General features: G+C 71.6%; 25 protein-coding genes. 7 read left to right on the plus strand and 18 right to left on the minus strand.

Annotated features, from left to right (window positions below; genetic code table 11):
* Positions 1-48: 48 nt before the first annotated feature.
* The 9 genes from BLA60_RS07515 to BLA60_RS07555 form a co-directional block, all read right to left on the minus strand.
* Positions 49-804, minus strand: a complete 756-nt coding sequence (locus tag BLA60_RS07515; protein ID WP_075131983.1) for an MHYT domain-containing protein — start codon at positions 802-804, stop codon at positions 49-51.
* Positions 801-1,406 (minus strand): GTP-binding protein, encoded by a 606-nt coding sequence (locus BLA60_RS07520; protein ID WP_075131984.1) that lies wholly within the window; start codon positions 1,404-1,406, stop codon positions 801-803. The genes BLA60_RS07515 and BLA60_RS07520 overlap by 4 nt, the downstream gene beginning before the upstream one ends.
* Complete coding sequence (locus tag BLA60_RS07525) at positions 1,387-1,746, minus strand: DUF742 domain-containing protein (RefSeq protein WP_075131985.1); 360 nt, start codon at positions 1,744-1,746, stop codon at positions 1,387-1,389. The genes BLA60_RS07520 and BLA60_RS07525 overlap by 20 nt, the downstream gene beginning before the upstream one ends.
* Positions 1,743-2,159, minus strand: coding sequence for a roadblock/LC7 domain-containing protein (locus BLA60_RS07530; protein ID WP_075131986.1), 417 nt, complete (start codon positions 2,157-2,159; stop codon positions 1,743-1,745). Before BLA60_RS07530 ends, BLA60_RS07525 begins: the two co-directional genes overlap by 4 nt.
* Entirely contained in the window at positions 2,156-4,390 is a 2,235-nt protein-coding gene (locus BLA60_RS07535) for a HAMP domain-containing sensor histidine kinase (protein WP_245811863.1), read from the minus strand. Before BLA60_RS07535 ends, BLA60_RS07530 begins: the two co-directional genes overlap by 4 nt.
* A gap of 186 nt (positions 4,391-4,576) precedes the next feature.
* Positions 4,577-5,410, minus strand: coding sequence for a patatin-like phospholipase family protein (locus BLA60_RS07540; RefSeq protein WP_075131987.1), 834 nt, complete (start codon positions 5,408-5,410; stop codon positions 4,577-4,579).
* A gap of 192 nt (positions 5,411-5,602) precedes the next feature.
* Positions 5,603-6,091: a DUF742 domain-containing protein gene (locus BLA60_RS07545; protein WP_245811864.1), complete on the minus strand. Its 489-nt coding sequence runs from the start codon at positions 6,089-6,091 to the stop codon at positions 5,603-5,605.
* 3 nt (positions 6,092-6,094) lie between these two features.
* The gene (locus BLA60_RS07550) at positions 6,095-6,517 is read right to left on the minus strand and encodes a roadblock/LC7 domain-containing protein (RefSeq protein WP_075131988.1); all 423 of its coding nucleotides are present in this window, start codon (positions 6,515-6,517) and stop codon (positions 6,095-6,097) included.
* The gene (locus BLA60_RS07555; protein WP_162292916.1) at positions 6,514-8,799 is read right to left on the minus strand and encodes a sensor histidine kinase; all 2,286 of its coding nucleotides are present in this window, start codon (positions 8,797-8,799) and stop codon (positions 6,514-6,516) included. Before BLA60_RS07555 ends, BLA60_RS07550 begins: the two co-directional genes overlap by 4 nt.
* Before the next feature lie 277 nt (positions 8,800-9,076).
* Between BLA60_RS07555 and BLA60_RS07560 the strand changes: the two genes are divergently transcribed.
* The 4 genes from BLA60_RS07560 (at position 9,077) to cysN (ending at position 13,813) form a co-directional block, all read left to right on the plus strand.
* Complete coding sequence (locus BLA60_RS07560; RefSeq protein ID WP_245811865.1) at positions 9,077-9,418, plus strand: DUF485 domain-containing protein; 342 nt, start codon at positions 9,077-9,079, stop codon at positions 9,416-9,418.
* Entirely contained in the window at positions 9,415-10,992 is a 1,578-nt protein-coding gene (locus BLA60_RS07565) for a solute symporter family protein (protein ID WP_075131990.1), read from the plus strand. The genes BLA60_RS07560 and BLA60_RS07565 overlap by 4 nt, the downstream gene beginning before the upstream one ends.
* A 24-nt stretch (positions 10,993-11,016) precedes the next feature.
* The gene (cysD, locus tag BLA60_RS07570) at positions 11,017-11,913 is read left to right on the plus strand and encodes a sulfate adenylyltransferase subunit CysD (RefSeq protein ID WP_245811866.1); all 897 of its coding nucleotides are present in this window, start codon (positions 11,017-11,019) and stop codon (positions 11,911-11,913) included.
* Between the two features lie 76 nt (positions 11,914-11,989).
* Positions 11,990-13,813 (plus strand): sulfate adenylyltransferase subunit CysN, encoded by a 1,824-nt coding sequence (gene cysN / locus BLA60_RS07575; protein WP_075131992.1) that lies wholly within the window; start codon positions 11,990-11,992, stop codon positions 13,811-13,813.
* Here the strand turns inward: cysN and BLA60_RS07580 are convergent.
* From BLA60_RS07580 to BLA60_RS07590, 3 genes are read right to left on the minus strand one after another with little or no spacing between them, the layout of a single operon-like run.
* Complete coding sequence (locus tag BLA60_RS07580; protein ID WP_075131993.1) at positions 13,810-14,583, minus strand: SDR family oxidoreductase; 774 nt, start codon at positions 14,581-14,583, stop codon at positions 13,810-13,812. The two genes, cysN and BLA60_RS07580, sit on opposite strands and share 4 nt — an antisense overlap.
* Entirely contained in the window at positions 14,580-15,722 is a 1,143-nt protein-coding gene (locus BLA60_RS07585) for a sulfotransferase family protein (RefSeq protein WP_075131994.1), read from the minus strand. The genes BLA60_RS07580 and BLA60_RS07585 overlap by 4 nt, the downstream gene beginning before the upstream one ends.
* Positions 15,719-16,798: a DUF1214 domain-containing protein gene (locus tag BLA60_RS07590; protein ID WP_154814185.1), complete on the minus strand. Its 1,080-nt coding sequence runs from the start codon at positions 16,796-16,798 to the stop codon at positions 15,719-15,721. Before BLA60_RS07590 ends, BLA60_RS07585 begins: the two co-directional genes overlap by 4 nt.
* Positions 16,799-17,791: 993 nt before the next feature.
* Between BLA60_RS07590 and BLA60_RS07595 the strand changes: the two genes are divergently transcribed.
* Positions 17,792-18,169 (plus strand): histone-like nucleoid-structuring protein Lsr2, encoded by a 378-nt coding sequence (locus BLA60_RS07595; protein WP_075131995.1) that lies wholly within the window; start codon positions 17,792-17,794, stop codon positions 18,167-18,169.
* A gap of 112 nt (positions 18,170-18,281) precedes the next feature.
* On the opposite strand, the gene BLA60_RS07600 is transcribed toward BLA60_RS07595, so the two are convergent.
* The 6 genes from BLA60_RS07600 to BLA60_RS07625 form a co-directional block, all read right to left on the minus strand.
* On the minus strand, positions 18,282-19,919 hold the full coding sequence (locus BLA60_RS07600) for an ABC-F family ATP-binding cassette domain-containing protein (RefSeq protein WP_075131996.1): 1,638 nt from the start codon (positions 19,917-19,919) through the stop codon (positions 18,282-18,284).
* Positions 19,916-20,338, minus strand: a complete 423-nt coding sequence (locus BLA60_RS07605; RefSeq protein ID WP_075131997.1) for a YchJ family protein — start codon at positions 20,336-20,338, stop codon at positions 19,916-19,918. Before BLA60_RS07605 ends, BLA60_RS07600 begins: the two co-directional genes overlap by 4 nt.
* The gene (locus tag BLA60_RS07610) at positions 20,301-21,185 is read right to left on the minus strand and encodes an SAM-dependent methyltransferase (protein WP_075131998.1); all 885 of its coding nucleotides are present in this window, start codon (positions 21,183-21,185) and stop codon (positions 20,301-20,303) included. Before BLA60_RS07610 ends, BLA60_RS07605 begins: the two co-directional genes overlap by 38 nt.
* A gap of 20 nt (positions 21,186-21,205) precedes the next feature.
* Positions 21,206-22,066 carry a helix-turn-helix domain-containing protein gene (locus BLA60_RS07615; RefSeq protein WP_075131999.1) on the minus strand — a complete coding sequence of 287 codons (861 nt, stop codon included), beginning with the start codon at positions 22,064-22,066 and terminating at the stop codon, positions 21,206-21,208.
* A 7-nt stretch (positions 22,067-22,073) separates the two neighbouring features.
* Complete coding sequence (locus BLA60_RS07620; RefSeq protein WP_075132000.1) at positions 22,074-22,259, minus strand: DUF397 domain-containing protein; 186 nt, start codon at positions 22,257-22,259, stop codon at positions 22,074-22,076.
* Between the two features lie 109 nt (positions 22,260-22,368).
* Positions 22,369-23,064, minus strand: a complete 696-nt coding sequence (locus BLA60_RS07625) for a hypothetical protein (RefSeq protein WP_075132001.1) — start codon at positions 23,062-23,064, stop codon at positions 22,369-22,371.
* Positions 23,065-23,298: 234 nt separating this feature from the next.
* On the opposite strand from BLA60_RS07625, the gene BLA60_RS07630 reads away from it, so the two are divergent.
* Entirely contained in the window at positions 23,299-24,027 is a 729-nt protein-coding gene (locus tag BLA60_RS07630; protein ID WP_075132002.1) for an alpha/beta fold hydrolase, read from the plus strand.
* Between the two features lie 71 nt (positions 24,028-24,098).
* Positions 24,099-25,574 carry an outer membrane protein assembly factor BamB family protein gene (locus tag BLA60_RS07635; RefSeq protein WP_075132003.1) on the plus strand — a complete coding sequence of 492 codons (1,476 nt, stop codon included), beginning with the start codon at positions 24,099-24,101 and terminating at the stop codon, positions 25,572-25,574.
* The last annotated feature ends 269 nt before the right edge of the window (positions 25,575-25,843 follow it).

Here is a 25,843-nt window from a genome sequence, read left to right on the forward strand (position 1 = left end):
CGGGTGGTGGCTTGGCCAGTTCGGATCGGGTGGTTCTCCAGGGCCGTTCTAGTGGTTCTGCACGGGCCGCGCGCCGACCAGAACGGGCCGGGCCGGGGCCATCAGCACGGCGCTGATCGGGACGGCCAGGGCCACCACGCCCAGCACGAACACCGGGAACAGGAAGCTGAACACCTCCACGCCGCCGGGGTCGGGGGCGGCGGCGTCGAGCGTGACCCGCATCGCGGCCATGCCGGTGTAGTGCATGCCGGTGACCGCCACACCCATCACCAGGCCGGCCGCCGCCTGGGACACCAGGCGGTTGGTCACCACGGTGAACAGCAGCGCGGCCGTCGCCGCGACCACGGCGATCAGCACCGACAGGGCGACCAGGCCGCCGACGTAGGAGATCGTGCCCTTGATCCGCAGCGCCCACATCCCGCTGTAGTGCATGAGGTTGACGGCCAGGCCGGTGATCACGCCGCCGACGAGCAGGCGCCACCGGGAGAAGGTGTCGGTCCTGGCGCCGAAGACCAGCAGGCCGCAGTAGACGGCGCCGACGGCCAGCACGGCGGAGAACACGGTGCGGGGGATGTCGTAGCGCACGGGGAAGCCGGGGGTGTCGAAGCCGAGCATGGCGATGAAGTGCATCAGCCAGATCCCGACCCCGCCGATGGAGACCGCGGCCAGGGCCAGCCAGCCGTGGCGGGAGCGGCCGGTGGCGTGCCTGGCCTGCCGGGTGCAGGCCAGGCCGACCGTGCAGCCGACCACCGACGTGGCGTACGCGAACACCAGCAGCCACGTACCCAGGTGGAAGTGGTTCATCGCCGGGCCCTTTCGATGGGACGTCGGGGGAGTGCGGGTGGGCCGAGACGGGACAGGGCGTGCTCGCTCGCGGCGATCAGGACCTGTGTGGCCGACTCGGTCGAGCGGGCGTCGCACGGCATGATGGCCACGTCCTCGCGCAGGGCCAGGGCTTCGCGGACGTCCTCGACGCCGTGTTCCAGTTCGCCGTGGAACTGGTTGAGGGCCACCAGGAACGGCAGTCCCCGGGACTCGAAGTAGTCGATCGAGGGGAAGCAGTCGGCCAGGCGGCGGGTGTCGGCCAGGACCACCGCGACGATCGCGCCGCGCACGATGTCGTCCCACATGAACCAGAAGCGGTGCTGGCCCGGGGTGCCGAAGACGTAGAGGACCAGGTCCCTGGCCAGGGTCAGCCGGCCGAAGTCCATGGCGACCGTGGTCGAGACCTTGCCGGTGTTGCCACGGAGTTCGTCGATGCCCACGCTGGCCCTGGTCATCAGCGCCTCGGTGCGCAGCGGGACGATCTCCGAGGTCGAGCCGACGAACGTCGTCTTGCCCACGCCGAAGCCGCCGGCCACCACGATCTTCGCCGACGTGATCCGGTCACCGCGCACGAAGTCCACTGAGGACCCTCTCGATCAGTTCGCGGCGCACGTCCACCTCCGCGTCGTCGGTCAACGTGGCCTGGACGTGCACCAGGTCGTCACTGAGCAGATCGGCGACCAGCACCCTGGCCACGCCCAGCGGCACCCCCAGGTGCGCGGCGATCTCGGCGACCGACCTCGGCTGGAAACACAGCTGGGTCACCGTCCACGTGGCGCTGGCCCGGCGTTCGGGCAGCGCGGCACCCCGGTCGGTGGTCAGCACCCTGGCCTCCACCGGCAGGTCGACGGTGGGCTCGGTGCGGCCCTCGGTCCAGGAGTACGGCCGGGCGAGCGCCGGCCCACCCTCGTCGTCGGTCACGGCACCGGGCGGGAACCGCGTGCCGGGGTCTCGACCATCCGTCCGACCCGGTCGACGAGCAGCGTCATCTCGTAGCCGACCAGGCCGATGTCGCAGCGCGGGGAGGCCAGTACCGCCAGGTGCGAGCCGTCGCCGACGCTCATCAGCAGCATGAAGCCGCCCTCCATCTCGATCACCGACTGCACCACCCGGCCCGCGGTGAACAGCTGCGCCGCCCCGACGGTGAGGCTCGACAGCCCGGCGGTCAGCGCCGACATCTGGTCGGCCCGGTCGCGCGGCAGACCGTCGCTCGCGGCGACCAGCAGGCCGTCGGCCGACACCAGCACGGCGTGCGTGACCCCCGGGACCTCCTGGGTGAACGCGGACACCAGCCAGCCGAGCGACGGCTCGGTCGCGGTGGTCTCGCTCGTCATCGATTCCCCTCCCTCTGGTCCTGCCTGGAGCGCCGGGCGGCCTGCATGCCGCTGTAGTGCCGGGACAGGTTGCTGCGAATGGCCTCCGGGTCCCGGAAGTCGGCGCGTGGCGCGGGTTCGGGCTCCGGTGCCGGCGGCGGGGCCGGTACCGGTCGCGGTGGTGGTGGCGCGGCCCGGCCGGCGGGGCGGCGCATCGGCAGGCCGGCGGCGGTGACCGGCTCGGGGTCGGGTGCCTCGGTCGGCCACAGCGGTGGTGGGTCGGCCTCGACGACCGGGGTGAACCAGTCGACGGGCTCGGCCGGCGCGGCGCCGGCGGCGACCAACTCCGGGACCGGCGCCGGGGCCAGCGCGGGCGGCGGAGTGCCGTCGGCGATCACCAGCGTGCCCGGCACGTGGAGGCCGGCGGTCACACCGGCCTGCGTGGCCGAGTCGTGGGTCGGCCGCAGGGTCACGGTGATGCCGTGCCGTGCGGCGAGCTGGCTGACCACGAACAGGCCCATCCGCCGGGTGGTCTCCGGGTCCACGACGTCCGGTGTGGACAGCCGGTCGTTGGCGGCGGCCAGGTCGTCGGCGGCCATGCCCAGTCCACTGTCGACGACCTCGAACAGCAGGCCGCCGTCGCTGCCCCGGTCGGCGGTGAGCACCACCCGCTGCTCGGGCGGGGAGAACCGGGTCGCGTTCTCCAGCAGCTCGGCCAGGATGTGCACGACGTCGGCCGCCGCGCTCGCGCGGATCGCCGCGCCGGGCGCGTTGCCCAGGGAGACCCGCTGGTAGTCGGTGATCTCCGAGGTGGCCGCGCGCAGCACCTCGACCACGTCGACCGGGCGGGACCCGCGCCGGGGCGGGGTGCCGCCGGCCAGCACCTGGAGGTTCTCGCCGTTGCGGCGCAGGCGGGTCGCCAGGTGGTCGAGGCGGAACAGGCCGGCCAGCCGGCGCGGGTCCTGCTCGTCGGACTCCAGCTCCTCGATGACCGTCAGCTGTGACTCCACCAGCGACTGGCTGCGCCGCGACAGCGTCATGAACATCTCGCTGACCTGTAGCCGCAGCTCGGCCTGCTCACCGGCCAGGCGAACGGCCTGGCGGTGCATGTCGTCGAACGCGCGGGCCAGCTGGCCGACCTCCTCCTCGGTGTGCACCGGCACCGGCTCCACCGACCGGTAGTCGACCTGCTCGCCGGCCCGCACCCGCTCCACGGTCTCGGGCAGCCGCTCGTTGGCGGCGTGCAGGGCCGCCGAGCGCAGCCGGTGCAGCGGCGAGAGCAGTGACCGGGCCACCGCCAGCGCGATCGCCAGCGCCGCGAGCAGCGCGCCGAGCACGACCGCGGTGTCGCGCAGCGCATCGGCGCGGGCCTCGTCGGTCCTGGCCGACACGGTGGTCGACAGGTCGGCGACCACGTCGTCGAGCAGGGCCGCCATGCCCTCGGAGGTGGTGTCCAGGCCCAGCAGCAGGGTCGGCAGCGGGGCGATCCGTTCGCCGGCGACCGCCGCCCGCAGCACCGACTGGCGCTGGGCGACCGAGAGGGTCGCGTCGTCGAGCCGGGTGACCCAGGCGCCGGTCAGCTCCGCGCGCAGCTGCTGGCCGCGCACGACCTCCTCGGTGACCGCCTGCTGCGCGGCGGCGATCATCGCCGACCGGCGCGCACCGTCCACCCCGGACCTGATGAGCGCGGTCTCGCTGGCGAGCGCGGCCCGCAGCATCGACAGCGACGCCACCGCGCTGGCCCGGTCGTCGAGTTCCTCGTTGCGGGCCAACGAGACCACGGCCGGCACCAGGTCGGCCAGGGTGGCCAGGACCTCGCGGTAGCCGGCGCTGACCGCGACCGGGTCGTCGGCCGGCAGTGCCCGCAGGGTGGCGAGCCGCTCCAGGGCCACGCGCAGGTCCTCGGCGACGGTGTCGGGCAGGCCGGCGAAGTCGGTGGCCGAGCGCAGCACGGCGATCTGCTGGTCGACCCGCGCGACGCTGGTGTCCAGGCTGTCGCCGGCGCCGCCGACCGCGGCGTCGACCATCTCCACGCCGATCAGGTCGGCCAGCGTGAGCGACTCGGTGAGCACGGTCAGCCGGTCGCGGACGGTGCTCAGGCCGGCCGCCTCGTCGAGTTGGGACTGGACCCGCAGCCCGCCGAGGACCAGGGCGACCACGGCCGGCACCACCAGCACGACGGCGACCTTGGTCCGCAGCGGCCAGCCGGAGACCTGCCAACGCGATACGTCCCGCCGACCCGGCTCCGACACAGCTCTCCCCACCCGCCCCGCACCCGAAAAGGGAACCCGTCGCGTCCGGCACAAGAGGGTGCGCGGTTATCAGCGGAACGGATTCACCGGGGATGAAAGTCGATGGAAACGCAAAAGTCAAGGCAGGCGCGACCGGTGACACAACGGTTTGCGGAAAATGGCGGAATGGTCGTTCGAACTATTCGCTCATTTCCACACGGAGCGAATTCGGTCGAGTACGGATTCGGACTGGACGACGCCCGAGCGGGCCGCCGCGCCGCGCCGGGCCGGGTCGAGGACGTTGCGCCCGATCGCCCGCAGCGCGCCCCGGTCCGGGCTCACCAGCTCCACCCGCGACCGCGCGCGCAGCGCCTCGACCTGGGTGGCGGCCGGCGTCATCCGGCCGAGTCCGCGTGGCAGCGGCGCCAGCACGACGACCCGGTCGTAGCCGGCGGCCAGGTCGGCGTTGGCGCCCGACCGCATGCCGCCGTCGACGTAGCGGCGGCCGTCGATGGTGACCGGTGGCCAGACCCCGGGCACCGCGCAGCTGGCGGCGACCGCGCGGGCCAGCGGCACCCCGGCGTCCCGGTCGAAGGTCGCGAACGCGCCGGATCCCGCGTCCACGGCGGTGACCAGCAGCGGACGGTCCGGCCAGGTCTGCACCGGCAACCGGGACTCGATGACCGCGACCCGCTCGGCCTCGGGCATGGTGGCCGTGCGCAGGGCCAGCCGGCCCAACCGGGCGCGGGTGCCCTGCGGGCCGCCCGGCCCGAACTGGGCCAGCGCGTAGCGCAGGATCGTGGCCGGACCCAGGGCCGCGGCGACCTCGCCGTTGGACGGTTCGAGCTGGGTGGCGTAGCACCGCTCGACGTCCAGCCCGCTGGCGACCTGCGCGCCGACCACCGAGCCGGCGGAGGTGCCGACGACGAGGTCGGCCCCGGTCAGGTCGACCCCGGCCCGCGCCAGGCCCGCCAGCATCCCCCATTCCCAGGCGATCCCGGTGATTCCGCCCCCGCCCAGGACCAGTGCGCGCCGAGTCATGGGTTCATGATGCCGTCGATCGGCCTCACCCGACAGGGTGATTTTCGGGCGGGAAGCCGGCGCCGGTCATCGTTCGCTAATGCACCGGTTGTCCCAGGAAATCAAAAACACGTGGCCGATCCGTAACGTTTTCGTGCCGCAAACGAGGCCCTCGGCGAATGGTTTCGAAATGCGCTTCGTAGTCGTCCGATCTCAACCGCGCAGGTTCGTCAGGCCGCGCAGCACCCGGTGCAGCAACTCCACGTCCGGGCCGTCCTGCGCACCGGCGGCCGTCTCGTGCACCGCCACCAGACCCAGCGCCGCCATGTCCGCCAGCAGCACCCGGACCACCCCCAGCGGCACCGACAGCAACGCCGCGACCTCGGCCACCGACCGCGACCGCCGGCACAGCTGGGCGACCGCCTGGTGCTCACTGCGCAGCCCGTCCGCCGCCTCCGCCCGCGGCGTCGTGGACACCAGCGTCTCGATCTCCAGCCGGACCCGCGCCCTGGTCCGGCCGCCGGTCCAGGCGTAGGCCCGGACCATCGCGGCGTTGTCCGCCACCGGCTCGTCCACCGGACCCGGCTCGGCCGTGGGCGGCAGCGGGTCCACCCGGTCGGCGGCCGGCCGCGACCGCCGGGACCGGGTCAGCCCGTTGAGCACGTCGGCGAAGGTGACCTCCTCGGGGTCCTCGGCGCGCACGGGCTACCCGGCGGCCAACGCCGCCCGCAGCTGCGGCGTCAGGATCTGCCCGACCTGGTCCACCAGGACCGTCATCTCATAGGCGACCTGCGTGATGTCGGTGTCCCGGTCGGCCAGCACAGCCAGGCACGAACCGTCCTTGACCGACATCAGCAACAGCGCGCCGTGGTCCATCTCGATCACCGAGCGGATCACCTTCTCCGCGCCAAGGCACTGCGCCGCCCCGAGGTTGAGGCTCACGATGCCCGCCGCGATCGCCGACATCTGCTGGGCCCGCTCGGCCGGCAGACCGGCCGAGGACGTCAGCAGCAGCCCGTCCACCGACACCACCACCGCGTGCGCCACCCCGGGCACGCTGTCGGCGAAGTTGTTCACCAGCCAGCCGAACTGCCCCATGTGGTGCGCCTGCTCGGAAGTTCCGGTCATGCCTCCCCCTTCTGGTTCTGGCCATCACGAACGCCCGCCTGGAAGGCACTGAGGAACCCGCGTGCCCGCGCGGGGTCCCGCGCCGGGGCACCACCGGACGGCGGCGCGACCGGCGGTGCCGGCGGGGCGAGCAACTGACCCTTCGGTACCCGCTTGGGCAACCCGTTGGGCCCCAACGCCACCGGCGCGGCGGCCGGTGCGACCGGGGCGACCCCGGGCGCGCCGGCCGGGCCGCGCAGCCAGGTGAACCCACCGGCCGCCGGCGCCGGCGAGTCGACCGGGGTGTGCGCGGTGAACAGGATCGACGCCGGGGTGCGGGCCGACGGGAACTCCGGCAGCCGCACGTGGATCCCGGCCAGCTCCAGCCGGTCGGCCACCGGCCCGGCGTGCGCCGTCAGGGCCGGCACCGGTTGTTCGTCGTGGGTCACCAGCGTCGCCGGCACGGTCACCGCCGCACACAGCCCGGCACCCTCACGGCGCCCGAGCGCGACCGTGATCCCGTGCCGCGCGGTCAGCCGGCCGACGACGAACAGGCCCATCTGCCGGGAGATCGGCACCCCGGCCCCACCGCCAGCGGCCACCCGCTCGTTGGCCGTACGCAGCTCCGCGTCGCCCATCCCGACACCCTGGTCGAGGATCTCGACGCGCAGCGACCCGTCGGCCCGCTCGGTGGATTCGATCACCACCTGGCTCTGCGGCGGGGAGAACGTGGTGGCGTTCTCGATCAGCTCGGCCGCCGACCGGATCAGGTCACCGGCCGCGTAGCCGACGATCCGCAGGCCGGGTGCGGACCGGATCAGCGCGCGCTGGTACTGCTCCACTTCGGACACCGCGGCCCGCAGGACGTCCGAGAGCGGAACGGGTTCGGTGAACCGGCGGGACAGTGTCGCGCCGGAGAGCACCATCAGGTTCTCGTTGTTGCGGCGCATCCGGGTCGCCAGGTGGTCGATCCGGAACAGGTTCGCCAGCTGGTCGGGGTCGTCGGCCTTCTGCTCCAACGCCTCCAGCTGCCGCAGCTGCCGCTCCACCAGCCCCTGGCTGCGCCGGGACAGGTTCTGGAAGATGTTGCTCAGGTCGCGGCGCAGGTTCGCCTCGTCGGCCGCCGAACGCACCGCCTGGGAGTGCACCGCGTCGAACGCCCGCGCCAGCTGGCCGAACTCCTCGGTGGTGCGCAACGGAACCGGCTGGATCGCCGCCTGGCCGGTGTCGCCGGCCCGGATGGCCGCCACCGCCTCCGGCAGCCGGGTGGCGGCCACCTCCAGCGCCGTGCGCCGCAGCGTGCCGAACGAGCGCACCAGGTACCGGCCCAGCCCGCCGCCGATCCCGGCCGCCAGCAGGACCAGGGTCAGCAGCAGCACCGACTCCGCCCCGGCGCGGTTGCTGATGTACTCGGCCAGCCGCCCCGACTCGGCACGCAGCCGGCGGGCCTCGTCCTCGCTGACCTGGCGCATCAGGTCGCCGGAGGTCGACAGCGATGCGTGCCACTGGTCGGTGTCGAACCGCGCGGTGCCGGCCCGCACGGCGTCGGTCATCACCCGCCGGTCGGCCAGCGCGCTGCCGGTGACCGTGCGCCCGTAGCGGCCGACCATCGCCGGCGGGGCGACCGCCTCGAAGTCACCGAGGTTGTCGTCCAGCCGCAGTTCGGCCTCGACGATCGGCGCGCCCTCGACGGCGGTCAGTTGGCCGTCGGCCAGGCCGAGCAGACCGGTGGCGTGCTGCACGCCGATCTGCTCGCGCATGCCCTGCAACTCGTTGAGCGCGATCGAGGTCCCGGTGAGCTGCTCGTCGGGGAACCGGCCGACCAGCGCCCGGTCGAAGTCCAGGATCGCCTGGGTGACGGCGTTGTAGGCGTTGAGGATGACCGTGCGGTCACCGCCGTTGATCATCCGGTCGCGGGTGTAGTCGAGCAGCCCCAGGGTCCCGGTCATCGCCCGGTACCGCAGCGACACCTCCTCGGCCAGCTCCGGCGCGCGCCCCAGGGTGTCCCGCGTGCGGTCGATGGCCGCGTCGGTGGTCTCGGCCAGCAGCGCCATGTTCGGCCCGCCGCGCGCCGCCTCGGTGCGCTCCAGCTGGACGGCGGTCAGCGTGTGGCCCAGGTCCACGCGCAGCGCGGCGACCCGCTCGATGTCGCGGTAGCTCTCGGCCAGCCGAACGTCCTGGTAGACCCGCAGCACCCCCAGCACCAGCGCGCCGACCACGGGCACGACGAGGACCACACCCAGCTTCACCAGCAGCGGCCAGTTGCGCCACTGCACGACGGCGGCCCACCATGCCCCGTTCACGAGCTGCTGCACCTCGCGGGAGATCCACCCGGCCGGACGCGTGGCCGGTGCGACGATTTTCATAAACCTAGGGAGAGCGTGACAATGAGTACAAGAGCTGATTACGCCACCGGTCGAACACACTCCGTTGCCTACCGATAGTAGGGCTCCCGATCAGGGTCTTCCGACCCTGAGCCGGCCTTGACGTCGTGGCTACGCTTTCGTCGCCACACCAGGTTGGCGCGCTGGAGATCATCGCGGAGGCACCTGCATGACCCGAATGTCTTCCTTTGCCCAGGTGCCGGAAAAGGATTACCTCGTCGACGAGTCCGGCGAACCGGACTTCGCCGCGATCCACGCGCACCCGGAATTCCTGGCGCTGCGCCGCCGGGTACTCCGGTTCGTGTTTCCGCTCGCCGCGTTGGTCCTGTGCTGGTACCTGACCTACGTCCTGCTCGCCGCCTACGCGCCGGACCTCATGGCCACACCGGTGTTCGGCTCGGTCAACGCCGGTCTGCTGCTCGGCCTGTCGCAGTTCGCCAGCACGGTCCTGATCATGTCGCGGTACGCGCGTTTCGCCCGCAGGAAGGCCGATCCGATGGTCGCGTCGCTGCGGGAACGGGCCGGTGTCGACCGGTGAACGGCGACCCGATCCTCAACGTGGCGATCTTCCTGGCGATCGTCGCGGTCACCCTGTTCGTGGTGTACCGGGTCAGCAGCGCCAACACCTCCACCGCCGACTACTACGCCGCCGGAAGCGCTTTCACCGGCGTGCAGAACGGCGTCGCGCTGTCCGGGGACTATCTGTCGGCCGCGTCGTTCCTCGGGGTCGCCGGCGCGATCGCGGTCCACGGCTACGACGGATTCCTGTACTCGATCGGATTCCTGGTCGCCTGGCTGATCCCGCTGCTGCTGATCGCCGAACGGTTCCGCAACGTCGGCCGGTTCACCATGGGCGACGTCGTCAGCTTCCGGATGCGCCAGCGCCCGGTCCGCGCCGCCGCCGCGTACTCGACGCTGGTGATCTCGGCGTTCTACCTGATCGCCCAGATGGCCGGGGCCGGCGTGCTGGTCTCACTGCTGCTGGACGTGCGTTCCACCGGCGGGCAGGCGCTGGTGATCGCCGGTGTCGGCGTCATCATGATCGTCTACGTGCTGGTCGGCGGGATGAAGGGCACCACCTGGGTGCAGATCATCAAGGCCAGCCTGCTGCTGGTGTGCGTGCTGATGCTCAGCGTGTTCATCCTCGGCAAGTTCGGCTTCAGCCTGACCACGCTGCTGGACCGGGCCGCCGCCGGCAACGGCCACGGCGCCGCCATGCACGCCCCCGGCACCCAGTACGGCGCCAGCCCCACCAGCCGGCTCGACTTCGTCTCCCTGGCGCTCGCGCTGGTCCTGGGCGCGGGCGCGCTGCCGCACGTGCTGATGCGCTTCTACACCGTGCCCGACGCCTTCCAGGCCCGCCGCTCGGTGCTCTCCGCGCTCTGGGCGATGGTCCTGTTCTACCTCGCCACGCTGGTCATCGGCTACGGCGCCAGCGCGATCGTCGGCTCGTCGGCGATCATCTCCGCGCCCGGCGGGGAGAACGCCGCGGTGCCGCTGCTGGCCTTCGAGGTCGGTGGCGCGGTCCTGCTGGCGATCGTCGCCGCCGTCGCGTTCACCACGATCCTGGCGGTGGTCGCCGGCCTGACGCTCACCGCCTCGGCCTCCTTCGCCCACGACGTGTACGCCAACGTGCTGCGCGGCGGCCGGCCGAAACCGGGCGCGGAGCTGCGGGTCGCGCGGATCACGGCGGTGGTCATCGGCTGCCTGTCGATCCTCGGCGGCATCCTGGCCCTCGGGCAGAACGTGGCCTCGCTGGTGGCCCTGGCGTTCGCGATCGCCGCGTCGGCCAACCTGCCGACGATCCTCTACACGCTGTTCTGGCGCCGGTTCAGCACCACCGGCTCGCTGTTCTCGATGTACGGCGGGCTCGGCTCGTGCCTGCTGCTGATCGCGTTCTCCCCGGTGGTCTCCGGCGCCAGCAACTCGATCTTCACGAACGTGGACTTCCACCTGTTCCCGCTGAGCAACCCCGGCCTGGTGTCCATCCCGCTGTCGTTCCTGCTCGGCTACCTCGGCACCGTCCTTGGTCGCGACCGCCCCGACCCCCGGCTCGCTGACCAGCTGGAAGTCCGCTCGCTGACCGGCATCGGCGCCCGGCCGCGACCCTGAGCGGGGGCCACTAGCATGGCTCGGGTGTGGACACACCTGGACTGGCTGGAGGCCGAGAGCATCGACATCATGCGCGAGGCGGTGGCCGAGAGCGAGAGACCGGTGCTGCTGTACTCGATCGGCAAGGACTCCTCGGTGCTGCTCCACCTCGCCAGGAAGGCCTTCTACCCCTCGCGCCCGCCGTTCCCGCTGCTGCACGTCGACACCACCTGGAAGTTCCGGGAGATGATCGAGTTCCGGGACCGGGTCGTGGCCGAGCACGGCCTGGACCTGATCGTGCACCACAACCCGGAGTGCCTCGCCCAGGGCATCAACCCGTTCACCCACGGCTCGGCCACCCACACCGACCTGTGGAAGACCCAGGGGCTGCGCCAGGCCATGGACAAGCACCGCTTCGACCTGGCCTTCGGCGGCGCGCGCCGCGACGAGGAGGCCTCCCGGGCCAAGGAGCGGGTGTTCTCCTTCCGCACCGCGGACCACCGCTGGGAGCCGCGCGCCCAGCGTCCTGAGCTGTGGCGGCTCTACAACGCGCGCAAGGCGCCGGGGGAGAGCATCCGGGTGTTCCCGCTGTCCAACTGGACCGAGCTGGACGTCTGGCAGTACATCGAGCGGGAGTCGATCCCGGTCGTGCCGCTGTACTTCGCCGCGCCGCGCCCGGTCGTCGACCGTGACGGCACGATGATCATGGTCGACGACGACCGCCTGCCGCTGGAGTCCGACGAGACCCCGCGCGTGGTGACCGTGCGGTTCCGCACGCTGGGCTGCTACCCGCTCACCGGCGCCATCCCCAGCACGGCGACCACCGTGCGCGAGGTCATCGAGGAGACGGTCGGCGCGACCACCTCCGAACGCCAGGGCCGGGTGATCGACCGCGACCAGTCGGGGTCGATGGAACGCAAGAAGCGGGAGGGCTACTTCTGATGAGCGGAGCTTGCGTAGCGAATCATCAGGCGCAGGGCGACCGCGAGCGGCAACACCGAGCCTGCGAGGGGTTGTCATGAGCCTCCTGCGCTTCATCACGTGTGGCAGCGTCGACGACGGCAAGTCCACGCTGATCGGCCGCCTGCTCTACGACACCCGCCAACTGCACGCCGACCAACTCGCCACCCTGGCCGCCGACTCGAAGCACCGTGGTTCGGAACTGGACCTGTCGCTGCTGGTCGACGGCCTGCTCGCCGAGCGCGAGCAGGGCATCACGATCGACGTCGCCTACCGGTACTTCGCCACCGAGGCCCGCACGTTCATCGTCGCCGACACCCCTGGCCACGAGCAGTACACCAGGAACATGGTGACCGGCGCGTCCACGGCCGACGCGGCGGTGATCCTGCTCGACGCGCGCAAGGGCATGCTGCGCCAGACCCGCCGGCACAGCCACATCGTGTCGCTGCTGGGCATCCGCCGGGTCGTGCTGGCGGTGAACAAGATCGACCTCGTCGGCTACGACCAGAAGACCTTCGAGGACATCGCCGCCGAGTACCGGACGTTCGCCACCGGGATCGGCATCGACGAGGTGGCCTGCGTGCCGGTCTCGGCGCTGGACGGGTCCAACGTCGTCACCCCGGCCACGACCATGCCCTGGTACGACGGCCCGACCCTGCTCGACTGGCTGGAGCGGGTGGACGCCGAGGACCTGCGGCGCGACGCGGCGTTCCGGATGATCGTGCAGTGGGTCAACCGGCCCGGCCCGGACTTCCGCGGCCTGTCCGGCTCGATCCTGGGCGGCACCGTGCGCGTCGGCGACACCGTGCGGGTCTACCCGGGGGAGCAGCGGACCACGATCGAGCGCCTGGTCACCTTCGACGGCGACCTCGACGAGGCGGGCGCGGGCCAGTCGGTGACCGCCGTGCTGGCCGACGACCTGGACGTCAGCCGGGGCGCGGTGCTCACCGGCGGGGACGACCCGTCGGTGGCCGACGCCTGCCAGGCCGACCTGATCTGGATGGGCGAGCAGGAGATGCTGCCCGGCCGGCGCTACCTGGCCAAGATCGGCGCGCGGACCGTCGGCCTGACGGTGGAGGCCCCCCGGCACCGCGTCGACGTCGACACCGGCGCTCACCTGGCGGCCAAGACGTTGCACCTCAACGAGATCGGCGTGGCGAACGTCCACTTCGATCAGCCGATCGCGATGGATCCCTACCGGGACAACCGGGATCTGGGCGGGTTCATCATCATCGACCGGCTGACCAACGCCACGGTCGGCGCCGGGCTGGTGCGGTTCGCGCTGCGTCGCGCGACCAACCTGCGCTGGCAGGACCTGACGGTCGACAAGACCAAGCGTGCCCAGCTCAACGGGCACCGGGGCTGTGTCGTGTGGTTCACCGGCCTGTCCGGGGCCGGCAAGTCGACGGTGGCGAACCTGGTCGAGCAGCGGCTGCACGCCCAGGGCCGGCACACGTTCATCCTCGACGGCGACAACGTGCGGCACGGCCTGAACAAGGACCTCGGCTTCACCGACGCCGACCGGGTGGAGAACGTGCGCCGGGTCGGCGAGGTCGCCGGGCTGATGGTGGACGCCGGGCTGATCGTGCTGGTCTCGTTCATCTCGCCGTTCCGCGCCGAACGGTCCCTGGCCAGGGGCATCGTCGCGGCCGACGAGTTCTGCGAGGTGCACGTCGACGCGTCGCTGACCGTGGCCGAGTCCCGCGACACCAAGGGTCTGTATGCCAAGGCCCGCCGGGGTGAGCTGCCGAACTTCACCGGCATCGACTCGCCCTACGAGCGGCCGCAGGACCCGGAGGTGCGCGTGGACACCGGTGCGTGCAGCGCCGAGGAGGCCGCCGACGCGGTGCTGGCCAAGCTGGCCGAGCTGGGGGTCTGCTAGGGCAGGTACTCGCCGCCGTTGACGTCGAGCACCGCGCCGGTGACCTCGCGGGCCAGGTCGGAGAGCAGGAACAGGATGGCACCGGCGCAGGCCTCGTCGGTGGGGATGCGGCCCAGCGGGTTGCGCGCGGCGATCTCGTCGCGCACCCGCTGGGCGCTCACGCCCCGCTCGGCGGCGGTCAGCTCGACGTAGTACCGCACGCCCGGCCCGTCGAGCCAGCCGAGAACGGCCTGGTTGACCCGGATCCCGCGTTCGCCGAGCTCCAGGGCGAGGTACTGGCTGGCGCACGCCATGGCGGCCTTGGCCACGGCGTAGCCGGCCTCGCCGCGCAGCGGCCGGCGGGTGGACATGGTGCCGACGTTGACGATCGCCGACCCGGCCGGCATGTGCGGCACGGCGGCGCGGGTCATCCCGAGGGCGCCGTGCAGCACGATGTCCAGCGAGCGCCGCACCTGGCGGTCGGGGGTGTCGAGCAGGTCGTGGAAGCCGGGGTGGGAGTAGGCAGAGTTCACCAGCCCGGTGACCTTGCCGAACCGGTCGACGCAGGTGTCCACGACCCGCGCCACGTCCTGGGCCCGCCGCACGTCGCAGGGCAGGCCGATGGCGGTGCCGCCCCCGGCGGTGATCCGGCCGGCGACCTCGCCGGTCACGTCGGTGGAGCGCGCGGCCAGCACGACCGTCGCGCCTTCGGCGGCCGCGCGGGTGGCCAGCCGTGCGCCGAGTCCGGCGCCGACCCCGGAGATGATCACGACCTGCCCGTCGAGAATCACGACGTCCCCTCCCGGTAGCCGGCGAAGTCCCTGGCGAGTTGGTGGGCGCTGAGACCGAAGTCCTCGGCGGTGTAGGTGTGGGCGGCGTGCCGGGTGGCACGGTCGCGGTCGAGGTAGGCGGCGAAGGCGGCGCGGTCGGCGTCGTCGGCCGGCAGGCCGAGGTCGTCGAGCAGGCCGGCGGCGCTGGCGGCGGGGTCGGCGACCAGGTCCCGGTACCGCAGGTCGACGTAGCGGTCGGGTCGGGTGTCGCGGGTGGCCGCGTAGCGGGTCAGGGTGGCGGCGAACCGGTCCGACCAGTAGGGCCCGACGGTGTGCGGGTCGACGTGGTCGCTGTACTGGCCGCTCATCGACACGACCATGGAGGCGTAGGAGGGGACGGCCCGCACCGGGGAGCGGTGGGTCATGACGATCCGGCTGCCGGCGAAGGTGTCCAGCACGGTGCCGGTGGCCATCAGGTGGTGCGGTGACTTGAGGATCCACCGGCGGCCGGCGCGGGCCGGGTCCTGCCACCGCAGCAGCGCCAGCCACTCCCGCAGTTCGCGGTAGGCGGGGGTCTGGTCGGCGCGCCGCAGCCAGTCGCCGTAGCTGGGGACGTGGTAGAAGGAGTCGAAGCTCATCGAGGTGAAGGTGCGGTCCAGAAGGAGGACGTCCTCCTCCGGACCGTTCCATTCGATCGTGTGAATGTCGGCGAACTCGGGTGACATCTGGAGGAACAGGGCGGCGCGTTCCCGCGCCCGCCGTTTCCGTTCGGCCGCGTCGCTGCCCTCCCCGGGGAAGGGCACCGGGTAGGAGGTCTCCCAGGACAGGGTGGCCGTGAGCCGGGGGGAGGAGGCGAGCAGCCGGTGCAGCAGGGTGGAGCCGGTCCTGGGCAGTCCGCAGATCACGGCCGCGACGGTGACCTCGACGTCGTCGATCTCCGGGTGCCGGCGGCGGGTTCGTCCGGCGCGCAACCGGTCGGCGAGCAGCGCGACCAGCCGCCGCCTGGTCAGGTCGAGTCCCAGCGGGGAGAGTCGGGCCTCGGTGGTCAGGGCGTTGGTCAGCACCGAGAGCGGTTCGACGAACCAGTCGTCGCCGAACTCGTCGAGGCCGGTGCGGGCCCGCGCGTCGGCCAGCAGTCCGTCGACCGCGAGCGCGTTCACCGGGTTTCCTGGCGGACGATCCGGCAGCGGGGGACCGGGTGTTCGGTGGCGCCCAGCCAGCGCAGCAGGGCGGTGCCGCTGGTGTGGCCGCAGGTGTCGATCCAGTTTCCCCAGCCGGGGTCGTTCGCCGCTACCACGATCGTGAGTCGTCCGTTCGGGTCGAGGGTTGCGGTGTGTTTGTTGACGGTGATTCGGCGGTCGTGGTCGAGGGATTCCATCCACCAGTTGTCGAGCTGGAAGTTCCAGTAGGGGCAGTCGGGGACCTCGGTCTCCACGACCCAGGCCTCGCCGGGCGCCAGGCGCCAGTAGCCGTGCAGGTAGTGGATTCGGGGATCGCCGCCGGCGCGTTGGAACAACTCCTGGCCGAAGTCGGGCAGTTCGTTGGGCCGGGACATGAACAACTCGGTCCACCCGGCGAAGGTGGCGGCCGTTCCGTGAACGGCCCTGGCCGCGCGGCGTAACGCGGTGGCCAGGAATCGCGGATCGAGCGGCGGCGCGGGCGGCGGGTCGTCGAGGCACTCGATGTGCCAGCTTCCCGGTTCCTCGCGGGTGCGGTCGAGAAAGGTCTGCCGGATGACGACGTTGGTCGAGTCGGGCGCGAGCGGCAGCCAGTTCCCGGGGCGCCGCTGGGCGCTCGCGACGATCGTGACGGTGCCGTCGTCATTGACGGCGAGATCGGCGTCGGAGAGTTCACCGGTGGAGGCCATCGTGCCGTCCTTGGCATAACGATTCGCCTTCGAACCGACGCTGAAGTAGGCGATCGAACCCCGGCGCCCGGTGATCCGATAGGCCCGGTCGCCACGGATAGTGGCCGAGAGGTAGACGTTGTCCGGATTATCGGCCCCGATCTTCGCCAGGTCCGGTTGCCGCAGCCGGGGTCGGTCGGGATCGGCGTTCTCGACCGTCGCGTAGAGGGTTTCCCTGAGCAGTCGGGTCAGATAGCGGTAACCCTCGGCCCGGTCGAGCGGGGTGGCCGGCGCGGTGTCGCGCAGCACGACCTCCCCGGCGCGTTCCAGGGCGCGGCAGAACTCCGCCCACACCTGTCCGTCGAGCACGTCATCGGGGGTGTCGGTCACGGGACCTCCTCGCGCCGCAATCTAGAACACGTTCTACCAGATTGGGGCGTTCCGGAGCAGCCCCGGCGTTTCCGCCGGCGACCGTCGTGACCTCGGCCGCAGCCGTCTGACCAGGCACTCCGTCCACGTCGCTGAAACATAAAGAGGATCTGTAACACCCCCGCGCTCCCCGGCGATGTCCCTGTTGCCCCCGTGGTGCTGGCGGACCCCCGACCTGGCAGCACCCCGGGGGCTTCCCTTTTCCCACCCCGCGCCGCGCGCGGGAGGCCCCGGCGCGGAATACCCGCCAGGGGCCCGGGTCAATGGGTGGCCGGCGCCGGCATTCGGGCGCGGATTGGTATGGCGGCCACGGTCGTTGCCGGTGGTCATTGGCTGGTCGAGCCCGGGCATTGCGTCGCTCGACCCGCCGCGCGCGGGGGATTGGTTCGCCGGGTCGGGACCGAACCCGGGGAAAACGGCGCCAGAATCCGGTTCGGTGTGACGAGCGATACCGTCCGTGTCACGCTGGAGCCTCGATTTGGGCCCTCCGCGTCACGCTCCGAGCGCAAACGGAACAAGTCGCCCAGACGCCGGGACTGTCCGGGAAACCACGGACGAACCGGGCGCGGCCCCCGTGGTCCGAACGAGGGAATCGGGAAACCAACCACCCCGCGTGCGGGCCCATTCAGGCTAACGGCATCGGCCGATGAGCAGGAACGACTGGTCAAGGCAGAAAACCAGTGGCATCATCGAACCCTGGTGTGCTGTCCGGTCACCGGACGACAACGCCGCCGGACCCGCTGGAGCCGCTCGATTCCTCGATCGTATTGCCCCGCGATGGTCCATCTCGGACTGTTGCACTCTCCGTAGCCACCGTGACGTCAAATCGTTGAACGGCTAAATAAAATCCTGGCTCTTGATCTTCGTCCCCCTGCTTGGAATACTGCCGGGCGCTTGCTAATGTTGCGCAACTGATAGTCGCATTCGCGACAGCATCTCAGAAGGGCTCCCTCGATGGCGCAGAAAGTTCTCGTCCAACTGGTAGACGATCTGACCGGTGTGGCTTCCGACGACATCTCCACCGTCCTGTTCGGACTGGACGGTGCCAACTATGAGATTGATCTCACGGAGGAGAACGCCGAGCAGCTCCGCACCGCCCTCGCCGACTATGTCGGCGCCGCCCGGCGCACCGGCGGGCGAATCAAGCGTGGCAGCCGCCCGGCCAACGGCAGCGCCGCCAATGGGGAAGCCGGCCAGGTCCGCGAGTGGGCCCAGGAGAACGGCTTCGAGCTGTCCGCCCGCGGCCGCATTCCCGGCCACGTCCTAGAGGCCTACAAAGAGGCGCAGAGCGCCGAGAAGGCCCCCAAACGACGCACCCGCAAGAAGAGCTGACCCGAGATTAGCGCCGCGCACGAGCCGGGCCGGAGAATGACGCCTCCCTGAGGGACACGGAACACCGCCGCGTCCCTCAGGGAGGGGGATTCACCGCTGCGTCACCGCTGCGTCACCGCTGCGTCACCGCGCCCGCCGCCACCTCGATCCGGCGGTTCGTGTGCACCGCCGCCAGCATGCGCCGGTCGTGGGTCACCAGCAGCAGCGTCCCCGGATAGTTCGCCAGCGCCGACTCCAACTGCTCGATCGCCGGCAGGTCGAGATGGTTCGTCGGCTCGTCGAGCACCAGCAGGTTCACCCCCCGCGCCTGCAACAGCGCCAGCGCCGCCCGGGTCCGCTCCCCGGGAGACAGGCCACCGGCCGCGCGCAGCACGTGCGCGGCGGTCAGCCCGAACTTCGCCAGCAGCGTGCGGATCTCGCTGGGCGCCCACTCGGGCAGCTCCGCCTCGAACCCGGCCAGCAGCGTCCGGTCGCCGGTGAACAGCCCCCGCGCCTGGTCGACCTCGCCGACCCGCACCCCCGGCCCGAGCGAGGCGTGTCCCCGCGTCAGCTCGACCCGGCCGAGCAGCGCCGCGAGCAGCGTCGACTTCCCCGCCCCGTTCGCCCCGGTGATCGCCACCTTGTCCGCCCAGTCGATCTGCAGGTCCACCGGCCCGAGGGTGAACCCGCCGCGCTCGACCACCGCGCCACGCAACGCGGCCACCACCGCCCCCGCCCTCGGCGCGGCGGCGATCTCCATCCGCAGCTCCCACTCCTTGCGCGGCTCCTCGACGACCTCCAGCCGCTCGATCAGCCGGTCGGTCTGGCGCGCCTTCGCCGCCTGCTTCTCGGTCGACTCGACCCGCTTGTTCCGGCCGATCTTGTCGTTGTCGGTCGCCTTGCGCCGGGCGTTGCGCACGCCCTTGTCCATCCACGCCCGCTGGGTCCGCGCCCGCAGCTCCAGCGACGCCTTGGTGTCGGCGAACTCCTCGTAGCGCTCACGCGCGTGCCGCCGGGCGACCGCCCGCTCGGCCAGGTACGACTCGTAGCCGCCGCCGTAGGTGTTCACCTGCCGCTGCGCCAGGTCCAGCTCCACCACCGAGGTGACCGTGCGGGCCAGGAACTCGCGGTCGTGACTGACCAGCACGGTCGCCGCCCGCAGCCCGGTGACGAACGCCTCCAACCGGTCAAGGCCGTCGAGGTCGAGGTCGTTGGTCGGCTCGTCGAGCAGGAACACGTCGTAGCGCGACAGCAGCAGCGAGGCCATCCCGGCGCGGGCGGCCTGCCCGCCGGACAGCGAGGTCATCGGCGCGTCCAGGTCGACGGTCAGGCCGAGTTCGGCGGCCGCGCCGGCCATCCGCTCGTCCAGGTCGGCGCCACCCAGCGCCAGCCAGCGCTCCAGGGCGGCCGCGTAGGTCTCGTCGGCGCCGTCGAGCCCGGCGGCCAGCGCCTCGGTCGTCTCGTCCAGCGCGGCCTGCGCGGCGGTGACCCCGGTGCGCCGGCCGAGGAACGCGCGCACCGTCTCGCCGGGCCGGCGGTCCGGCTCCTGGGGCAGGTAGCCGACGTTCGCCGACGGCGGGCTCAGCGAGACCACGCCCTCCTCCGGGGCGGTGACCCCGCCGAGCACCCGCAGCAGCGTCGACTTCCCGGCGCCGTTCGCGCCGACCAGCCCGACGACGTCGCCCGGCGCCACCACCAGGTCCAGTCCGGAGAACAGCACCCGGTCACCGAACCCGGCCGCCAGTCCCTTGGCCACCAGCGTCGTGGTCACGAGTGCACTCCGTCCACATAGACCCAGCGGCCGTCGTCACGGCGGAAGCGGGACCGTTCGTGCAGGACACCCGCGCGGCCGCCCTGACGGTAGTGCGCGCGGAACTCGACCGTCCCCTCGGCGTGCAGCAGGCCCCCGCCGACCGTGTCGACGATCTCCAGCCGCTGCCAGCGCTGGTCAGGGTCGAGCGTCACGGTCGCCGGTCGGGTGCTCGGGTCCCAGGTCAGCAACAGGTACGTGACATCACCGACGGCGAACGCGCTGTAACGCGAACGCATCAACGCCACCGCCGTCGGTGCCGTGATGGCGCCGGAATGCAGGCGGCCACAGCATTCCTCGAACGGCTGGACCGTTCCACAGGGGCAGTTCACGCTCCCATTGTCACGGTTTCCGTCCGACGCCCGCCCAGAGGCCGGCATGACTGGGTGACGGGAACGTGATGGTACGGACCGTCGGGCCGGTCTCCTCGGGATGCCACTCGGGCGTCCAGCTCCAGCCGGGGTCGAGCATCGGCCAGCCGTCGAGCAGCGCGCTGATCTCCGCGCGGCTGCGGAAGATCAGGTCGCTGCTGCTGGCCAGGTCGTAGGAGCGTTTCAGCTCGGTGAAGCTCTCGGCCAGGTCGGGCGGCACACCGTCCTGGGTGGCGTGCGAGATCGCGATCAGCGACCCCGAGGGCAGCAGCTCGCGGAACCGGGCGACCGACTCCGCGCCGACGTCGGCGCCGTGGCGGCCCGGCTGGTGCACGTGCAGCACGGCGATCAGCAGCACCGCCACCGGCGCGTGCGGGTCCAGCAGTTCGGTGTCCAGGGCCTGTTCCCAGACGTCGTCCGGCTCGCGCAGGTCGGCGGTGATCACCGCGTGCCGGTGCGGGTCGCCCTCCTGGTCGAGCAGGATCTCCGCGTGGGCGACGGCGACCGGCTCGTTGTCCACGTACACCACGCGGGTGTCCGGGCGGCGGCACTCGGCGCGGCTCAGCTCGTCGCAGACCTCGTGGGTGTTGCCCTCGGTCGGCACGCCGGCGCCGATGTCGAGGAACTGCCGCACGCCGTGCCGCGCGAGGTGACGCACGACGCGGTTGAGGAACATCCGGTTGGCCAGCGCGATGTCGCGCAGCAGCGGGAAGGTCTTCAGCACGCCGTCGGCGAACTCGCGGTCGACCGCCCAGTTGGTCTTGCCGCCGAGGTAGTAGTCATAGATCCGGGCGACGCTCGGCCGTTCCAGATCGACACCGGCCGGTGGGGTCGGACCGGAATTGACTCCAGGCATAACTCGCCTTCCTTGGCGTGTCATTGGGAGGTGTTCGACCAGGCCACCCGGGCCTCGTCGACCAGGTTCTCCAGGAATTTCCTGCTGTCCTCGACGGTGAGTGCGGCGCTGCGCAGTCGATTCCAGTAGAGCACGCGGTCGGCGACGGGTTTCGCCGCCCGGAACATTCGCCCCTCGGTGGCGTACTCGACGTAGGCCACGTCCTTTTCCTGGCCGGCGAAGCGCAGGACGGTGAAGTCGGCGTCGAGGTAGGGAATGTCGGCGTCGAAGGTCAGGATCTGGATCGAGACGCGCTCGTGCCGGCGGCCCAGTCGCAGCAGGTGTTCGGCCTGGTCGATGACCCGGGACGGGGTGCGTCCGCCGGGCATGCGGTGCAGCGAGGACTCGCTGAGCAGCGCGCGGTAGTGGGGCGGGTCGTCGGCGGTGAACATCCTGGCGCGTTCCTGCCAGTCGAACAGCAGTGACGTGAGATCGGCGGATTCACCGGATCGTGTGAACTGCATGAGCATGTACGGCTCGGACTGGAGCGGCCGGGGGATGCGTTCGCTGTGCAGCGCGAGGATCTCGCTGGCCTGTTGTTCGAGTTCGAGCAGCCGCAGGTAGGAGGGGCTGGGCCGGGTGTCGGCCGGGTGGCCGGGGCCGGCGGAGACCGCCAGCGACCTGATCCGGCTCGCCGTGTCCTCGCTGGTGCCGTAGATCTGCAGGAGCTGGTTGAGGTCCTTCGGGCTGATGGCGCAGTGCGTCGTCTCGATCTTGTTGATCTTGCCCTGGCGGCAGCCGAGAGCGGCCGCGGCCAGGGCCTGGGTCAGGCCGGCGTCCCGGCGCGCCTCACGCAGGGCAGCGCCGAGTCTGGTGCGGCGCGCACCGAGCCTGCCTGTCATGATCCACCTATCGAACGAGTCCCGTCACGAAAGCGGTCCATCGCTCGCAGCCGAACTTCAGCGGTACCGCGTCGACGTTCTTCGAGTCCCGCACTCCGACGGAGTTGGCGTCGAACCTGATTTCTACACAGTTGTTGTGCGGAGTGCAACGACTCGATCGTGCCCACGAGGTGGCGAAGGCGCCCAGTCTCATGATCAACTCCTGGTGTCCGGATTAATCGTGATACGGCGGTAATGGGATACCCGGCGAGCGGGAAACAGCTCGCCGAGAAATGCGCTGGGGAAGCGGTAACGGGCTGGGGTCAGCCCCGGGCGAGCCGGTCGAGCGCGGCCCGGCCGGGACGGCCGGTCAGGTCCCAGTCCACCGCGCCGAGCAGGAACGCGATGATGGCGTCGGCCAGAATGCTGGCGCCCTTCCACCGGAAGCTGGCGTAGTCGTCGGGGTGGACCCGGTGCCGCAGCAGGAAACCGTCGAGCAGAGCCTGGAGAACGGCGGCCATCCGCTTGAACGTCCACTCAGGACGCATGACCAGGTCGAGCCCGTCGGCCAGGCTGCGGTACAGCTCCAGCCACACCCGCGTCGCCGGGCGGGAGTTGGGTAACAGCGCGTCGGCGAGCTGCGGGTCCCGGGGCAGCAGCGGCCCGAGGTGCAGGATGAGGTAACTCCTCGGGTGCCGGGTCAACTCGGCCAGCAGATCGTCCGCGGCGCCGGAGATCAGCCGGGACACCGAGTTCGCCGGTGCGGGGACCAACTCCTCCTGCTCGCGCAGCAGCGTGTACACCACCGCGTCCGGCAGGAACTCCGCGCGCGTGGGCCACCGGCTGAAGAACGCCCGCCGGCTCGCGCTCTCTCCCGTCCACGACTGCGCCAGCCGAATGACGTCCTCGGCCTGCAACCAGTCCAGCGCCATCGGGAACCGGACGTGGCGCAGGCGCCGGGACTGCGCCGGGCGTATCGGCTCCTCCTGCAGGTATGCCTCGATCAGTTCGGCCGCCACGGCGAGAAAGTGCTGTGCCGTGGCATCGTGGCGCGAGGGAAGCGTTCGCATACCCACGATGGCGTTCCTCCAGGGGCACGTGGACACGACAAGTGTGGCCGCACAAGGAGATCGAACGCTGCCCGGCAGAAGAGTGACGCGGGTTACTCACTCTCGGTGATGGTTCGGGGCTGTTCCGGCGACCTCGTTCGGCGGCCGGTCGCGGGTGTCGGTGCTCGCTCATAGGGTGCCGCCATGACCAACTACGTGCTCATTCCCGGTTACTGGCTCGGCGGATGGGCGTGGCGCCCGGTGGCGCGGATCCTGCGTTCGGCCGGCCACGAGGTGTATCCGGTGAGTCTCACCGGAATGGCCGAGCGCGTCCACCTTTCCGGCCCAGAGGTGGGTCTGGAGACCCAGGTGACCGACGTGCTCAACCTGCTGCGCTACGAGGACCTGACCGACGTGGTGCTCGTCGGCCACAGCTACGCCGGGGCGACGCTCGTCAGTTCGGTGGCCGACCGGATGCCCGAGCGGATCGCGGAACTCGTGTTCGTCGACTCCGGCCCGCTGCCCGACGGCATGGCGATGTCCGGCTTCGACCCGGACGAGCACGCCGCCAACGCCGCCCTCGTCGAGTCGGCCGGTGACGGCTGGCGCCTGCCGCCACCGCCGTGGGCCGAAATGGCGGCGGCGGTCCCCGACCTCGACCCCGGCGTCGTCGACCTGCTCACCGACCGCTCGGTCCCCCAACCGTGGGCGACGGTGCTCGACCCGGTGTCGTTGACCGGGGCGTGGGAGTCGTTGCCGCGCCTGGGGGTGCTGTGCGAGTTCACCGAGGAGCGCGCGCGGGCGATGGCCCCGGTGTTCCCGCCGTTCCGGCACATGGCCGACGAGCAGTGGCGTTACGTGGAGTTGCCGACCTGGCACTGGCCGATGCTCAGCGAACCGGCGGCCCTGGCCGAGATTCTCCTGAAGGCCTGAGAAAACGGGAACTTCCGCCTCGCGGCGTTCGTATCGAAGAGTGGATCACGCCCGAGCCGGAGGAGAAACCCATGGTGCGCCTGGTCGCGACGGTAGCGGTGGCGGGGGCGGCCGTCGCGGTGGCGCTCCCCGGAGGGCCTGTTCGCCCGGTTCGTCCGGACCTGTCGATGCTGGCCGGCGCGGCCGTGTTGGCGGTGGTCGCGGTCCTGACCTACGTCGACCGCGCGTCCGCGAGGGTGGCGGCGGCCGCGCTGGCCACCGTGGCGCTGGGCTGGTCGGGCTACCTGGTGTTCTCCGACCTGTCCAGCGGCCTGCCCGGCCCGTCGACCGCGGTCCTCGCGGTAGCGGCCCTGGCCGCCGCGGCCGGCACCGTCGCCGACGCCCTGCGCCCGGTCCGCCTGTCCTTCGCCGCGCCGCTGATCGTCGTCCTGACCGCCGTCGCCGTCGCCGCGGGACTGCTGGCGCCCCGATTACCGGTCCGCGCGAGCGAGACCGAGGCGGTCGACCCGCCCGCGCTCGCGCGGGAACCAGGAGAACAACGCTGGTCGTGGCGTACCCCCGACGCGGTCCTGGGCGTGGTCGCCGCCGGCGCCGGCGTGGTGGTGGCCGTCGAGGGCGGCGAACTGACCGCGCTCGACGGATCCAGCGGCGCCGTGCGCTGGCGCTACGCCCGCCCCGGATCCGTGGTCGGTGCGCTGTCGTCCACACCGGACCGGACCGCCGTGGCCGCCACGTTCCTCCCCGGCGGCCGAACCACCGGCGTGGCGCTGTTGGTGGTCCTGGACGCGATCACCGGCTCCGTCCACAGGGAGTCCATCGTGGACTCGCTGAGGACGTTGAGCCCGACCAACACCGCCCTCCCCGACCGTGGCACCGAAAACCGTGTGCGGGCAACGGACCTGCGCACCGGCGACCCCCTGTGGACCTGGTCCCCGCCCCAAGGCTGCGAACTCCCACCAACCCTGCCCCCCGCCGGTGTGGACGTGGTCCTGGCCCCCCTGCGCTGCGCCACCCACACCCGCCTGGTGGCCCTGGACGACCGAACCGGCACCCCCCGCTGGGAAAGCCCGTCCGACCCCGAGATGACGGTCAACCCCGACGGCACCCTGCTCACCACACGTGATGTCGTCCTCCACACCCGAGACGGTTCCGAACTGACCCGGGTGGACCGCCGGATCGATGTCACCGCCGGCACCCACCCCCTGCTGACCGGCGCCGCCACCGACGAGATAGGCCCGGAAGTCGTCGACCCCACCACCGGCGACCGCACCGAACTGCCCAGGATCACCTGCGACCACCCGCGTGCCGACACCACCACCGCCTCCGCCTACCTGAGACTCTGCGACGAGGACGCGCAGGCAACCCTCACCTGGCAGAACACCACCGGTGACAGCCAGGTCAGCCGAACACCCCTGGACTGGGGCCCGTCAACCTCACCCACGGCAAGGATGCTCGGCGGCCGGGTCCACGCCCTGATCCTCCCGTCCCCCGGGGCGATCGTCGTGGCGCGCGCAGGCGACCTGACCGTCACCGGCTACCCCGACTAGCTCGCGTACCTGCCGAGAACGTGGCATCGGTAGGAGATCCCGCCGTCACGTCCGTCGACGTGCAGACCTGACCAGCGACGTCATGTCGACCGGACAGGACCGGAAACCCCTGCCTGCCCCACCCTCCCGCCGGACGGGACACAGGTCCGCCACAGACCGGACCCATGAGTGCGAATGCGAACACCGCTGCCCACACCCTTCCGCCGCCGCCAAGGGGGACCCCTTGTCTTGAGGATAGCCAAGGGGACCGACGGTTCTGGGGGATGGCG

This window comes from Actinophytocola xinjiangensis (assembly GCF_001921215.1).
GTDB lineage: Bacteria > Actinomycetota > Actinomycetes > Mycobacteriales > Pseudonocardiaceae > Actinophytocola > Actinophytocola xinjiangensis.